General features: G+C 63.8%; 9 protein-coding genes. 3 read left to right on the forward strand and 6 right to left on the reverse strand.

Going from position 1 to position 14305, the window contains the following annotated elements:
* Window positions 1–3: 3 nt before the first annotated feature.
* On the reverse strand, window positions 4–861 hold the full coding sequence (locus tag JQ600_RS15200) for a LysR family transcriptional regulator (protein ID WP_212385587.1): 858 nt from the start codon (window positions 859–861) through the stop codon (window positions 4–6).
* Window positions 862–955: 94 nt separating this feature from the next.
* Here JQ600_RS15200 and JQ600_RS15205 point away from each other — a divergent pair, with 94 nt between their 5' ends.
* The gene (locus JQ600_RS15205; RefSeq protein ID WP_212385585.1) at window positions 956–1783 is read left to right on the forward strand and encodes an MBL fold metallo-hydrolase; all 828 of its coding nucleotides are present in this window, start codon (window positions 956–958) and stop codon (window positions 1781–1783) included.
* 22 nt (window positions 1784–1805) lie between these two features.
* Here the strand turns inward: JQ600_RS15205 and JQ600_RS15210 are convergent, their stop codons facing one another.
* From JQ600_RS15210 to JQ600_RS15220, 3 genes are read right to left on the reverse strand one after another with little or no spacing between them, the layout of a single operon-like run.
* Window positions 1806–2420 (reverse strand): DUF1254 domain-containing protein, encoded by a 615-nt coding sequence (locus tag JQ600_RS15210; protein WP_212385583.1) that lies wholly within the window; start codon window positions 2418–2420, stop codon window positions 1806–1808.
* The gene (locus JQ600_RS15215) at window positions 2417–2995 is read right to left on the reverse strand and encodes a DUF1214 domain-containing protein (protein WP_212265392.1); all 579 of its coding nucleotides are present in this window, start codon (window positions 2993–2995) and stop codon (window positions 2417–2419) included. The genes JQ600_RS15210 and JQ600_RS15215 overlap by 4 nt, the downstream gene beginning before the upstream one ends.
* Before the next feature lie 27 nt (window positions 2996–3022).
* Entirely contained in the window at window positions 3023–5308 is a 2286-nt protein-coding gene (locus tag JQ600_RS15220; protein ID WP_212385581.1) for a transglycosylase domain-containing protein, read from the reverse strand.
* Between the two features lie 306 nt (window positions 5309–5614).
* On the opposite strand from JQ600_RS15220, the gene JQ600_RS15225 reads away from it, so the two are divergent.
* Both JQ600_RS15225 and JQ600_RS15230 read left to right on the forward strand, forming a co-directional pair.
* Window positions 5615–6127: a YcgN family cysteine cluster protein gene (locus JQ600_RS15225; RefSeq protein WP_211995626.1), complete on the forward strand. Its 513-nt coding sequence runs from the start codon at window positions 5615–5617 to the stop codon at window positions 6125–6127.
* Window positions 6128–6400: 273 nt separating this feature from the next.
* On the forward strand, window positions 6401–7984 hold the full coding sequence (locus JQ600_RS15230; protein WP_212385579.1) for an MDR family MFS transporter: 1584 nt from the start codon (window positions 6401–6403) through the stop codon (window positions 7982–7984).
* Between the two features lie 106 nt (window positions 7985–8090).
* Here the strand turns inward: JQ600_RS15230 and JQ600_RS15235 are convergent, their stop codons facing one another.
* Both JQ600_RS15235 and JQ600_RS36850 read right to left on the reverse strand, forming a co-directional pair.
* Window positions 8091–8480 carry a response regulator gene (locus tag JQ600_RS15235; RefSeq protein WP_212385577.1) on the reverse strand — a complete coding sequence of 130 codons (390 nt, stop codon included), beginning with the start codon at window positions 8478–8480 and terminating at the stop codon, window positions 8091–8093.
* Complete coding sequence (locus tag JQ600_RS36850; RefSeq protein WP_249135899.1) at window positions 8477–14227, reverse strand: GAF domain-containing protein; 5751 nt, start codon at window positions 14225–14227, stop codon at window positions 8477–8479. The genes JQ600_RS15235 and JQ600_RS36850 overlap by 4 nt, the downstream gene beginning before the upstream one ends.
* Between the last annotated feature and the right edge of the window lie 78 nt (window positions 14228–14305).

A 14305-nucleotide genomic window follows, 5' to 3' on the forward strand; every position in this document is an offset into this window, starting at 1 on the left:
CCATCAGCGCGCCTTGCCGGCCGATTTGGCGCGGCCGGCTTTCGGGCGCCCGCTCTGCAACCTCGCGATAAAATTCTGCAACACCTCTGACGGCGGCCGCGCTGCGCTATAGGCGAGGCCAACCTGGCGCTTCACGTCGACATCGATCTCGCGCACGGCGACATCGGGATTGGCGCGCGCCACGCCCTCCGGAACGATGGCGATGCCGACGCCGGCAGCGACCAGCGCCATCGTCCAATCCTCGGATTCGGCAATCGCCGCGGGTTGGCGCGACGGTGAGGCGGCTCGGCCGAAAAATTCGCTCTGCTCGCAATGGCAGCGATCGATCATCGCGACGCCGGCAAGGTCCGACGTGCGAAGCCGCTCCTTCAGCGTGAGCGGGTGCGACGGCGGCAGGACGGCAACGTAGCGTTCGACCCACAGCGGAATGAAGTGCTCGTCGGCATCGATGATGTTTTTCGAAATGATCCGCGCGTCCGCGGCGTCCTTGATGCCGACGAGGCGAAGCGCGACATCGGCGGTCCCGGTCAGCGGCTTCAGCAAGGCGATCGTTCGCGGCATGTCGAGCGTGCGCATCAGGCCGAGTGTCAGTTGCCGCCGCGTCGACGGCTTGCGAAACAGGTTCTTCGCGGCGTCCGCGTCGTCGATGATGCGGCGGGCGACGGCGTGGAATTGTTCGGCCGACGCGGTCGGTGCGACGCCCTTCTTGTGCCGGATGAACAGCGTGGTGCCGAGCTCGGCTTCCAGGTTGGTGATCGCCGCCGAGATCGAGGGTTGCGAGATGAAGCAACGCTTCGCCGCCGCCGTCAGGTTACGTTCGCTGAACACGGCCGTGAAATAGCGCAGCTCGCGGATATCCATAGTTTTAGCCTATTGATATTATCAGATATCAATATTTTACCTATGAATGGAGAAATGGCAACCAAGGCGCCTGACTTCAGCGAAGGAGCTTGCGATGCGCGTCCACCACATCAACACCGGCACCATGTGCCCGATCGGCCAGCGGTTCGTGAATGGCACCGGCAGCATGTTCCGGCGGGCGCGAATGGTCTGTCACTGCCTGTTGGTCGAGACCCATGACGGGCTTGCGCTGGTCGATACCGGCATCGGGCTCGATGACATTGCCAACCCGCCGCGGCTGGGTCGCAAGTGGGTGCGGCAGACGACGCCCCGGCTCGATCCTGCCGAAACCGCCGTGCGGCAGGTCAAGGCGCTCGGCTATTCGCCTGATGATGTACGGCACCTGCTGTTGACGCATCTCGATCGCGATCACGCCGGAGGCATCCCGGATTTCCCGAACGCCAAGGTGCATGTCGATCGCCGCGAACTCGACATGGCGGTGCTCCGTCGCATCCCGCCACCGAAGGGCCGCTACGTCAGGGATCAATGGAAGCATGGTCCGGAGTGGGTGCTGTATGGCGAGGGCGGCGAGGACTGGTTCGGCTTCAAGGGCGTGCGCGCGATCGGCGATCGCGAACCCGACATCCTGATGATCCCGCTGCCCGGCCATACGCTCGGCCATTGCGGCATCGCCGTGCGCACCAAAGACAAATGGCTGCTGCACGCCGGCGACGCCTATTTCTTCCACGGCCAGATCCAGGCAAAGCCGAAAATGCCGCTGGTGCTCGCCCTGTTTCAGCGCCGCGCCGACATGGATCGCGCGCTGCGCATCGAAAATCAGGAGCGCTTGCGGACGCTGAAGGCTGCGCACAGTGATGCCGTGACGATCTTCAACAGCCATGATCCCGTTGATTACGAGCACTGCCGCTGCGGGCAGCACTAACCGCTCGCGTGGTGCGCGGCGGCTATCGCTTGCCCTTCGGCGCGGGGGCGGGCGCGGGTGGCGGTGGTTCCGGCTGCTTGGGCGGCGGGATTTCGGTCTGCAGCGTGCAGCGCGAGGCCGCCAGCGAAGCCTGGGCCTGCGGCATCAGGCCGGGCTCCGGCGCCAACGCCTTCAGCACGATCAATCCGGTGATGGTCGGGGAGTCGATGATCAGCCGGTCGGCGGCGGTGACTTCCTCATCCTCCGGCAACTGGCCGTGTTGCTCCTCGGTCATCAGGTCGAGTTCGATCACCTTGCGGCCAGCGGAGCGGTCGTTGATGGCGTAGTAAGCAACCTCGTTGCGGGTGTAGAACGACACCGACGTATAGGCCTGGCTGACCGGCACCGTGAGCTTGAGCGGGCCGCCTGACAAATCGTAGCGGCAGATCGCGACCGCGAACGCGGGATCCATGAACGGCATCGGCGCGTTGTTGGGGTTGGCGAGCGCGAGCGGCGTCACGGCGTTGGTCCTGGTCATCGGCGTCAGCCGCGAATAGGCGTCCTGGGTTGCGATGCGCGGCAGCGCGAGCACGCTGACGAGATGCACCACGCCGCCGAGCAGCACGCCTGCAATGATCGTGAACAAGAGCCGGATCATGGGCAGCCCACCGTGGTGATGGAGGGCATCGGCGCGTCGCGCTGCGTCCGCGTCGCGACCCCGACCGGCGTATCGTACAACCGCAGCATCAGCGCGTAACGCTCGATCCCGCCGGTCGGCAGCCAGTTTCCGGCGCGCGAGCGCGATGCGATGCGGATCTCGAACGCGCCGTCGGAGCCGCGGATGATTTCCTGGCTGGTGAAGCCGTAGCGCTGCAGCGAATTGGCGACCAGATGTCCCTTGCGGTCGAACAGCGTCAGCGTCCAGAACCGCGCCGCCGGCGTCACGCCGCTGACCACCACGTCGCAGCGTCCGTCGAGCGGCTTCTTCTTGTCGTCTGACGTGGCCGAGAAGGCGATGCCGTCGCCGGTGCCGATCGGCAATTCACCGCTGCGTGCAATCGAGGCGCGTGAATAGGGATCGACTTCGGCGGTGCCGCTCTTGGGCCGCGCCGTCCACGAACCGATCGTGAGCGTGCCAAGATCAGTGCCGCGCGTCGCCGTCATATAGGTCGAGCCCAGACCGACGACGGTGGCGAGCGCCAACGCGAGCAACGTGATGAAGATCAGCCGCACAGGCCAGTGCTCCGCAAAATCACTGCACTAGTTCTTCCGCTGCGCCGGCGGAGCCGGGTCGCCGGCGGCTGCGACGTAATTGTCGGGGAAGGCCAGCGCGCTCGACGATGTCGACTTGCCCGGCTTGGCCGGTTCGCTGGCCGACGTCTTGCCCGCGGTCTTGCCGGCTTCGTCGAGCAGCTTCTCGACGCGCACCAGAATGTCGGCGCCGCGCTTGGTGAGCACCGGCGGCGGTCCCGGCTTGGTGTCGAGGATCTTCGGCGCGCCATTGGCGGCGACGTTGGCGGGCTGGGCCGCCTGCGGCAGTTTCGTGCCCATGCCGATGCCCGGCACTTCCTTGATCTCGACGCCTTGATGAGCGACTACCATGACCTCACGCCAGGTCTGCGCCGGCAGCGAACCACCGGTCATGCGGTTGGTCGGGGAATAGTCGTCATTGCCGTACCAGACCGCGCAGGTGAAGTTTCCGGTGAAGCCGACAAACCAGGCGTCGCGATAGGCGTTGGTGGTGCCGGTCTTGCCGGCGGTCGGAATGCCATCGATGATCGCGCGCCGTGCCGTGCCTTCGCTCACGACGTGGCTCATCATTTCCGACATCTCGGCGGCGACGTTGACGGGAATGGCTTGCAGCTGCTTCTTGCCGTCGCGATCGAAGCGCCAGACCAGATCGCCGGCGCCGGTGCGGACTTCCAGCACCGCATGCGGGATCGGCGCTTTGCCCTTGTTCGGGAAGGTCGCATAGGCCACCGCGTGTTCGAGCACGGTGACCTCGTCGGAGCCGATCGGCATCGACGGCGTATCGGGCAGCGGCGCCTTGATGCCAAACCTGCGCGCCACTTCGGTGATCTTGACGCGGCCGGCCTTGGCCGGATTGGGCGACTTGCCACCCAGCGCAATCGAGAGCTTCACCGGAATGACGTTGATCGAACGCGTGATTGCCTGCGTCAGCGTCATCGGTCCCGAATAGGAGTGGCTGTAGTTCTGCGGACACCAGTTGCCGATGCAGACTGGGCCGTCGACCACGATCGAGGACGGCTTGTAGCCGTTCATCAGCGCGGTGGCGTAGACATAGGGCTTGAACGACGAACCGGGTTGGCGCATCGCGTCGGTCGCGCGGTTGAACTGGCTGGCGCCATAGTCGCGTCCGCCGACCATGGCGCGTACGCCGCCATCGAGGTCGGCGACTGCAAGGGCCGCCTGGGTCGCATGATAGTCGCGGCCGAACTGGCGGAGCTGGTTCTCGACGGTTGCTTCCGCGGCGCGCTGAACGGTCATGTCGATCGCGGTGCGGACCACGAAGACGCGCTCAGTGTAGGATTTCGGGAACGTGTCGACCAGCTTGCGCATCTCCTCGAACGCCCAGTCGAGATAGTAGTTCGGCGAATTCTCGTCGCGGCGGTCGACGGCGACGGCCGGATTACGCCGCGCACCGAACACCTGGCCTTCGGTCATGAAGCCGGCATCGACGAGGTTGTCCAGCACCACGTTGGCGCGGGCGCGCGCGGCGGGCAGGTTGATATGCGGGGCGTATTTGGTCGGCGCCTTGAACAGGCCGGCCAGCATCGCGGATTCGGCAAGCGTGACGTCGCGCGCCGACTTGTTGAAATAGAAATGCGCTGCACCGTCGACGCCGAAGGTGCCGCCGCCCATATAGGCGCGGTCGAGATAGAGTTTCAGGATTTCGTTTTTGGTGAGCCGCGTCTCCAGCCATATCGCAAGGAAGGCTTCCTTCACCTTGCGTTCGATGGTGCGCTCGTTGTTCAGGAACAGGTTCTTCGCCAGCTGCTGGGAGATCGACGAACCGCCCTGGCGCACGCCGCCGGCCTGCGCGTTGGTGACGAGGGCGCGCGCGGTGCCGGCGATGTCGATGCCGAAATGGTCGTAGAAGCGGCGGTCTTCGGTGGCGAGGGTCGCCTTGATCAGATTGTCCGGAAAGTCTTCCAGCGGGATCGAGTCGTTGTGCTTGATGCCCCGGTTGCCGATCGGATTGCCGTAGCGGTCGAGGAACGACACCGCGAGGTCGGATTTTTTCAGCCAGTCGTCGTCGGCGGTTTCGCGAAACGCGGGCACCGCGAGCGCCAGCATCAGGATCAGGCCGCCGAGACCGATGGTGGCGGCTTCCGACAACGGCTCGATGAACACCCAGCGCTTCCAGCCGCCGACATAGAAGCGGTCCATGAAGGTCGAAAAGCGCTCATAGAGTTCGCGCGCGCCCTTGCCGGATGAGAACAGCGTCGAGTCGATGCGCGCGTCGAGGTCCAGCATGACGTGCTGGATCTTTGTCTTCCATCGCGCTGGAATGAACTGGCGCACCGGGGCCCTTGGTCGGTTCGTAGGCGCTCTGCGCACGCTTGGCGCTATCGAGACGTCTTGCTTCGATGTTGCGGCAAACCCAAGGCGCTTTTACGGCTCGCCAGGCGACCTTCAAGCACGTTGGGGACTCGCGGCTGTTCTATCCGAGCGGAGGCCATAAACCAATGGTCTGGCTCACCATTTTGATGGTCAGGACTAACGCTGCCCCCGGCTTTTTATACCGGCCGGAGCGGTCTCGCTTGCAAGGCTGCCACCGCACCTCCTAGAAGGGCGCAAGACCGATCCGATCCGGAAAACCCTGAATTCATGACCGCACCGCCCAAGCGAGCTTCCGGCCAGGAGGGATTCTTCTGGAAAACCAAGACGTTGGAAGAGATGTCCAGCGCCGAATGGGAAAGCCTGTGCGACGGCTGCGCGCGCTGTTGCCTGGAAAAGCTCGAAGACGAGGATACCGGCAAGATCTATTTCACCCACGTCTCCTGCAAGCTGCTCGATTCGGGCTCCTGCGCCTGCAAGGACTACCCGAACCGCTCCGCCAAGGTTCCCGACTGCGTCCGGTTGACCCCGGAAAACGTCCGTACCCTGAACTGGCTGCCGCCGAGCTGCGGCTACAAGCTGGTCGCCGAGGGCCGTGACCTCTACTGGTGGCACCCGCTGCTATCAGGTGATCCCAATACCGTGCATGAGGCCGGCGTTTCCGTGCGCGGGCGGGTGCAGGGAACGGAAAACGAGATTGCCGACGAGGATCTCGAAGATCACATCGTGCAATGGCCGGCGCTGTTGCCGAAGCGGGCGCGGTTGAAGAAGCGGCCGGTGTGAACTCGCAGCGCGGGCCGGAGCAAATCACGAAAACAACCCCATGCTCCCGCGCCCTTTGCGAAGCTGCGCTGCATGAAACGGGCAGGTTCAAAAAGCGGCCGAAATCGTAGCGTTTTGCGCAAGCCATTGATCACGTGATTGCGAAGCTGCGCTCGCGGGATGCTCCCATGCGCGCGGGTGCCTGCCGCCGGAGCAGTTTGCGCTGTAAAGTGCAGCCGATATAGCGATTCCATCTCGGCGGCTTTGAGCTGCGAAGAAAAATATTACTTTCAAATGAACAAGTTCGAACGGCAGCGCGGTCAACCTGCCGACCACGATACGTTAACCGACGAAATTTCGGCTGAAATCTCGCACATCACGACCGAGGTCATCGATGTCAGCGATGCGCCGCCGATTGCGCCGCGCGCGCCGCTGACCCAGGACGAGGTCCGCACCATCCTGATCAGCCTGATGCTGACGATGTTTCTGGCCGCGCTCGACCAGACCATCGTCGCAACCGCGCTGCCGACCATTGGCCGCCAGTTCGGCGACGTTTCCAATCTCTCCTGGGTGATCACGGCCTACCTCCTGGCATCGACCGCGGTGGCGCCGGTGTTCGGCACGCTGAGCGACATCTACGGCCGCCGCGTCATGATCATTGTCGCCCTCAGCCTGTTCATCGCGGGCTCGATCCTGTGCGCATTGGCGCCGAACATGCCGATCCTGATCCTCGCGCGCGGCCTGCAGGGCCTCGGCGGAGGCGGCATCATGCCTGTGGTGCAGACCGTGATTTCCGACGTGGTGAGTCCACGCGAACGCGGCCAGTACCAGGCCTATTTCAGCGGCGTGTGGGTCGCAGCCGGAATCGGCGGGCCGGTCGTCGGCGGGGTGTTCGCCGAACATCTGCACTGGTCGATGATCTTCTGGATCAATGTGCCGCTCGCGCTCGGCGCGCTGGCGCTGCTGCTGCCGAAGATGGGCAAGATCCCGGTGTTCCACCGCCGGCGCAAGGTCGACTGGCTCGGCGGCGTCTTGCTGATGGCGGCAGCCGTGGTGTTCATGCTGGTGCTGACCTGGGGCGGCAACCGCTATCTGTGGCTGTCGCCGACCATCATCGCGATGATCGGTGCCTCCGCCGCGCTGGCGTTCAGCTTCGTCTGGCACGCGCGCAAGGCCGACGAGCCGTTCCTGCCGCTGCCGCTGATGGGCGGAACGGTGGTGCCCTATGCGATGGCCGCCGGCGGCTGTGCGCTCGGTGCCATCACCGGACTGACGGTAAATCTGCCGCTCTATTACGAGGTGGTCTATCACCTCAGCGCCAGCGAGGCGGGCCTCGCGCTGATTCCGCTCGCCGCGATCTCGACCTGTGGCGCCGCGATCGCCGGACGCACCATGGCGCGCGCCAAACATTACAAGCGCGTCGCGATCGTCGGCACTTCGCTGGCAGCGGTCTCGGGATGCGCGCTGGCGCTCACGACGCTGCCGCTGTGGGGATTGCTGGTGCTGCTGTCGATCTTCGCGCTCGGGCTCGGAACGACGTTCCCGGTCAGCGTGGTCTCGCTGCAGAATTCGGTGGCGCGGCCGCAGATCGGCACCGTCACCGGTGCAATGAATTTCTTCCGCGCGCTGATGTCGTCGTTCACTGTCGCAGCCTTCACCGCGATCCTGCTGATGGTGCTGGGGACGGACATTTCGCTGGTCGGCGAACACCACGGTCCCCTGAATTCGATCCCCGTCGCCGACATGATCACGGCGTTCCGATACGTATTCGGCGCCGCGGCCGCGCTGATGGCCGGCGCCACGTTCTGCATGATCCTGATGGAAGAACGGCCGCTGGCCGGGCCGGGCACGCCGCCGCCCGTCGAGATGGCGGAATAGGGCGCGCTAGCCTCTTTCCGTTCCGATTGAATCGGAACGGGGCTCTGGATTCTTGATTGACGCGTTTTCTGGACGCGAAGCGGTATCCGCTTCGCTGGAAAACGCTCTAACTCGCTTGTGCCAGCCGCGTATCGATTTCGTCCCGGAGCAGGGCGAAGTCGATCGGCTTGGTGAGCAGTCCTATCGCGCCGCCGGCGATCGCCTTGCGCCTGGTCTCCGCATCGCCATAGGCGGTGATCATGATGACGGGAACGTCGGGCCGGATCTCCTTTACCCTGGGCAGCATCTCGATCCCGGTCATCCCGGGCATGTTGATATCCGACAGGATCAGGATCAGCGAATGCTCGATGGTGGAGCCGATGCGGGCGAGCGCATCGGCCGCAGAGCCGACGAAATCCATCACAAAGCGCTGCGCGCGCAAATCCTTGCGGAACTGCTGGCGAAACAGCGCCTCGACGTCGGGCTCGTCATCGACCACAAGCACCAGAACACTCACGTCGAGCCCCGGGACTTGTTGAGAGGATTGCTGGTCCTCGGCAGAACAATGCGAAACTCGGTAAATTGACCGGGCTCGGTATCGACGTCGATCGTGCCACCATGTTGTTTCACGATGATGTCATGGCTCATCGACAGACCAAGCCCGGTGCCTTCGCCCGCAGGTTTTGTGGTGAAGAACGGGTTGAACATCTTGTCCCTCACTTCGGATGGAATGCCCGTACCGTTGTCGCGGATACGTATTTCGACGGCGTCGCCGAGGTTGCGGGTGGTGGCGATCAGCACGGGATCGAATCCGGACTGGCTGGCCTCGATCCTGCGCCTGTTCACGGCATAAAAGCCGTTCGAGATCAGGTTCAGGAACACGCGGGTGATTTCCTGCGGAAACACATCGACCATGCCGGCATTGGCGTCGAAGTCGCGCTGCAGTGTGACGTTGAAGTCGGCTCGTTCGGCGCGGGCGCCGTGATAGGCGAGGTTGAGGCTCTCGTCGATCAGCGCGTTGATGTCGGCGGGCCGGTGATCGCCGCCTCCCTCGCGCGAATGCAAGAGCATGTTCTTGACGATGGAATCGGCGCGCTTGCCGTGCTGGACCACCCTTTGCAAATTGTCCTTGAGCAGGCCGGTCAGTTCGTCGACCTCTTCGCGGATCTTGTCGCTGATCTCGGCAGGCTTGAGCACGTCGTTCAGTTCGTCGGTCAGTTCCGCCGAAAGGGCGGCGAAATTATTGACGAAGTTGAGCGGGTTCTTGATCTCATGCGCGATGCCTGCGGTTAGCTGGCCGAGCGAAGCGAGCTTCTCGGTCTGCACCAGCCGGTCCTGCGCGGTGCGCAGATCGTCGAGCGACTTGGTGAGATCGTGGGTTCGCTCCCGAAGCTCCTTGAGCAGCCGTGTGTTCTCGATCGCAATAACGGCCTGGCTGGCAAAGCTGCTCAACAGCGCAATCTGCTTTTCGTTGAACGGCGAAACTTCGAGACGGTAAATTCCAATGGTGCCGACGAACTCGTCGTCCTTGACCATAGGCACGATGAGGATCGTGCGCGCGCCCGCCAGTTCGGCAAGCTGTACGGTCGCCGGATCGCCCTGGATATAAAGTGGCCGTGTGCGGAGGTCATGAATGTGTGCAACCTTTTTTGTCAGGACCATCTGTCCGAGGTCGCCGTCGGGATGCGCCCGAAAACTCTGTTGCCTGGCGGCCTCGAATGCCGGAGGCACGTTGTGAAAGCCGACGGTATGAAAGCTGTCGCCGTCGTACAGGTTCATGAGGCCGAACTGCGCGCCGCAAATGCGCGTGGCGTTTTCGAGCATGCTCTGGAACACCGGTTCCAGATCGCCAGCCGACCGGCTGATCACGCTCAGCACTTCCGACGTCGCGGTCTGCTGCTCCAGTGATTCCGAAAGCTCGCGGGTGCGCTGCTGCACCTCGTCGAACAACCGCACGTTCTCGATCGCGATCACGGCTTGGTCGGCGAAGGTCATGGCAAGATCGACATGTCGCTCGGAGAAAGGATGCACCTTCTTGCGGAACAACAGCAGCAGGCCGATCGCGACGCCCTCGCGCAGCAACGGAACGCCCATCATGCTTCGTATGCCGACCCGTTGCTGCAAAGCGAAGTCATATTCTGGGTCGTTTTCTGCGTCCTCGATGAGTACCGGTGCATTTTCGAGCAGGACGCGCGCGCCAAGCGAACCGCGTCCAGGCTTGTGGTCGATCTCCATGACCGTGCGGTGATGCTCTTCGCGCAAGCCAAAACTCGCCGCGCCTCGAAATCCCTCGCCGACCCTGCGATGGATGACGACAATGTCGGCCTCGCACAGGCCGGCTGCCGACTCCGAAAGCGTGTCGAGGACCTTCTGCAGATCGAACGCGGAACGGCTGATCACCTTGAGCACGTCGGCCGTCGCGGTCTGCTGCTGCAGCGACTCGCTCAGGTCTTCCGTGCGCTGCTTGACCTCATTGAACAGGCGGACATTCTCGATCGCGATCACCGCCTGGTCGGCAAACGTCTTGAGAAGGTCGATCTGGTTGTCGGCGAACCGCCCCGGTTCTGCGCGCGAGACGCCAATGGTGCCGATCGCAACGCCCTCGCGCAGCATCGGCACGGAGATGATGCTCCGGTAACCCCGGGCGCGCGCCGTTTCCTTGACGGCTTCGGGGACGTCGGGTTCGGTTTCGATATCGGTCCGGAACGCGATCGTCCCGGTCAGCGCCGCCCGGCTGTGCATTCCGGAGGAGGAGAGGGGGGTCGGGAACGAACTCTGGATCGCCTCGTCGCCGGCATCGCTTCCGGCGGTGTGGGCCGCCAGGTCAAGCTGGTCGCCGGCGACGCGGGTGACGAGCGCGGTCTGGCCGTCGAGCAGCCGCTTGGCACTTTCGGCGATGGCGTCGAACACCGGCTGTACGTCGGTCGGGGAACCGGCAATGACATTGAGGATCTCCGCCGTCGCGGTCTGCCGCTCCAGCGCTTCCTTGGTTTCACTGAACAGGCGAGCATTCTGGATCGCGATCACGGCCTGATCGGCAAAGGTCTGGACAAGCGCGAGTTGTTTGTCCGAAAGCCTGAACCCGACCTGCGGATGCGTCAGAATGATGGTGCCGATGCCCTTGTTTTCATGGATCAGCGGCACGAATATGATGTTCCGGAAGCCGCCAGCGGCTGCGATTTTTCGAGTGAACTCTGGTGTGTCCGGCGCGCTGGCATCGGGAATCTCGATGATTCGGCGCTCCAGCATCGCACGCGCCGAGGGTGAGCGATCCGGGTCGAATGCGATCGGATACTTGGCCCTGGCAGCTTCGTGATCGAAACTCGACGCGATCTCCGCGATTGCGTTCCAATGCAATTTGCCATCCTTCAGCGTTGTGATGGTGGCCGAGCATGGCTCGAAAAGCCGCGCAGCGCTCTTTACGATCGCGTCGAACACCGGCTGCACGTCCGAAGGCGAACTGGCGATGACCTTCAAAATGTCGGCCGTCGCGGTTTGCCGCTCCAGCGCTTCCCGCGTCTCGTTGAACAGCCGCGCGTTCTGGATCGCGATGACGGCCTGGTCGGCGAAGCTGCGCAGCAGGCCGCACTCTTTTTCGCTGAACGGCTTCATCGAAGTGCGGCCTACGAAGATCGAGCCAATGGCACGGTCCTCCCACAGCATGGGCGCGAGCGCCATCGAATAGTTTTTGCCGATACGGCGGGCGATCTCGCGCAGGGCCGAAGGCACGTCCGGATCGTTGAATACGTCGGCGTAATGGATCAGGCGGCGCTCGCGGAAGGCCACCTCGCTCGCGGTACCCTCCAGCGGCACCGGGTACAGCGCGCGCACGCGCTCGGCGTTGGCGCCGTGCGCCGCGCCGATATGGAGCAGTCCATCATCGCCTGCGAGGTAGATGAACCGGTCATCGCCGCCGAACAGATGCGCGATGCTGCGCAAGATCTCGTCGAATACGGGCTGGGCATCGGCGACCGAGCTGCTGACGACCCGGAGGATGTCCGCCGACGCCTTTTGCTGTTCCAGCGCCTCCCGCGTCTCGTTGAACAGCCGCACATTTTCCATCGCGATCACCGACTGCGCGGCGAACATCTGCAGCAGCCGGACGTGCGGCTCGTCGAACGAGCCGGGTGCCCGGCGGGTGACCGTGATGATGCCGACGGCCTTGCCCTCGTTCATGAGCGGCGCGAACAGCATGCTGCGATATCCCCGTGCACGCGCGATGTCGCGTGCGGCCGGCTCGAGTTCGGTATCGACGAGTTCCGCCGGCGCGCCGTTGCGGACCAGCTGGTAGGGCGGGAACCGGCCAAGCGGCATCGGGAACGAGGATTGCAGCACCGCATCGCCCGCGGGGTCCGTCGGAGTGAATGCGGACAGATGGATCTGGTCGTCGACGTAGCGAAACATCGCGGTGGAAAATCCGCCGATCAGCCGGTTCGCGCTGGCCACGATGGCCTCGAACACCGGCTGCACATCCGACGGCGAGCCGGCGATCACCTTGAGGACATCAGCCGTCGCGGTCTGTCGCTCGAGCGCCTGCCTGGTTTCGTTGAACAGGCGTGCGTTCTCGATCGCGATCACCGCCTGGTCGGCGAATGTCTGCAGCAATTGCACGTGGTCGGCGGCAAAGGCGCCCGGCTCCGCACGGGTGACGCTGATCATGCCGACCGGCACGCCCTGGTTCATCAGCGGCGTGAACAATACACTGCGGAAGCCGCGCAGCCGCGCCAGATCCCGGTTCAACTTCGGGACGTGCTCGGCTTCGCTGTCGGGAAACTGGACGGTCTCTCCATTGCGCACCAGCGCGAATGTCGGGAATTCCGAGATCGATCTCGGAAACGAGGCCTTCAGGCCTTCATCGGCGGCGGGGCTGGTCGGCGTGTACGCCACCAGATGCAGTTCGTCGCCGAGAAAGCGCAGCACCGTGGCGGAGAACCCGCCGAGCAGTCGCTTGGCGCTGGCAGCGATGGCTTCGAACACCGGCTGCGCGTCGGAGGGAGAGGCGGCAATGACCTTCAGGATTTCGGCCGTGGCTGTCTGTCGCTCCAGCGCTTCCCTTGTCTCGCGAAACAGCCGCACGTTTTCGATGGCGATCACAGCCTGGTCCGCAAAGGTCTGCAGCAGGGCTGTCTGTCTGGCTGTGAAGGCCACCGGTTCCAGGCGACGAAGTACGATCGCACCAATGGCTTCTCCCTCCCGCAGGAGAGGTATGCTGAGGGTACAGCGGTGCCCCTGTTCGCGCGATTGCCGTTGCCCCTCGGGAAAATCGGCAGCCTCGGGGGCCCAAAAGTCAGACACCTGCACAGGTACCTTGTCGACAACCGAGCGACCCGTGACCCACTCCCTGCTGATCGGACGACTGTGTTGACCTGTCGGTATCGGTCCGTGATGGGCGCTGAAATGCAGATGGTCGCCAATCCTGAGCAGGACGTTGGCATCATAGGCGTCACAAAGTGCGCAGGCGCTTTCGACAATTGCCTTGAGCGCCGGTTCGACATCGGCCGGCGAGGACGCGATCACCCTGAGCACGTCGGCGGTCGCGGTCTGCTGACGGAGGGATTCGCTCAGATCGTTGGTGCGTTGGCGCCGTTCGTTGAACAGCCGCGAATTCTCGATCGCGATTGCGGCTTGATCCGCAAAGCTCTGCTGCAGCGCGAGTTCGTCGTCGGTGAAGGGCGCGAGGCGGTCTCGGTAGACGATGAGAATACCGATCGGCTTGCCCTCGCGCCGCAACGGTGTGCCGGCGACCGTGAGAAGACCTGCGGCGCGCGAGGTCACGAGACCAGGCCATTCGGACATCTCGGGACCGAGGTTGGTCAGATCAGGCACATGGATCTGCTGGTTGAGGGCAAATACCGCGCTTGGGAGGTTGCGGGCGCCGATCTCAAGCTGCGCCGCAGGTACTTCTTTGCCGATACGCTCGGAGCCCTCGCCGAAACGGATCGAGAGACCCCATCTGTCGCCGTCAGCGATCCGGATCGTGACGCTCGCCGCATCGAACAATCGCGCGGTCGTCTCGGCGATCTGGTACAGCGCGTGTTCGGCATCGCCCGATACGCTGGCAATGGTTCGCAGGATATCGGCGCTGGCGTTCTGGCGCTCGCGGGCGATGCTCAGTTCATGAATGAGCCGGCCGTTTTCCGCGTCCATCGCCGCCTGACGGGCGATCGCCGCGTCGTGGGCGGCGAAGCTGGATTCGAGTCTCTGCTCGAGCTCGGCAACGAGCTTGTAGAGATCGGCCACGGCGTCCGGGGGGAGCGCGGTCATTCACTCAAATCCATTTCACGGCAAGCCCTGCAGGACGATGGCCTCAAGCCATCAGCGCTCGCACCAATGTGGCAGATA

This window comes from Bradyrhizobium sp. AUGA SZCCT0176 (assembly GCF_018130145.1).
GTDB lineage: Bacteria > Pseudomonadota > Alphaproteobacteria > Rhizobiales > Xanthobacteraceae > Bradyrhizobium.

Coding starts and splice junctions, on each gene's coding strand:
- JQ600_RS15205 (WP_212385585.1), top strand. CDS start 956: ATGCGCGTCCACCACATCAACACCGGCACCATGTGCCCGATCGGCCAG.
- JQ600_RS15210 (WP_212385583.1), bottom strand. CDS start 2,420: ATGATCCGGCTCTTGTTCACGATCATTGCAGGCGTGCTGCTCGGCGGC.
- JQ600_RS36850 (WP_249135899.1), bottom strand. CDS start 14,227: ATGACCGCGCTCCCCCCGGACGCCGTGGCCGATCTCTACAAGCTCGTT.
- JQ600_RS15225 (WP_211995626.1), top strand. CDS start 5,615: ATGACCGCACCGCCCAAGCGAGCTTCCGGCCAGGAGGGATTCTTCTGG.
- JQ600_RS15200 (WP_212385587.1), bottom strand. CDS start 861: ATGGATATCCGCGAGCTGCGCTATTTCACGGCCGTGTTCAGCGAACGT.
- JQ600_RS15230 (WP_212385579.1), top strand. CDS start 6,401: ATGAACAAGTTCGAACGGCAGCGCGGTCAACCTGCCGACCACGATACG.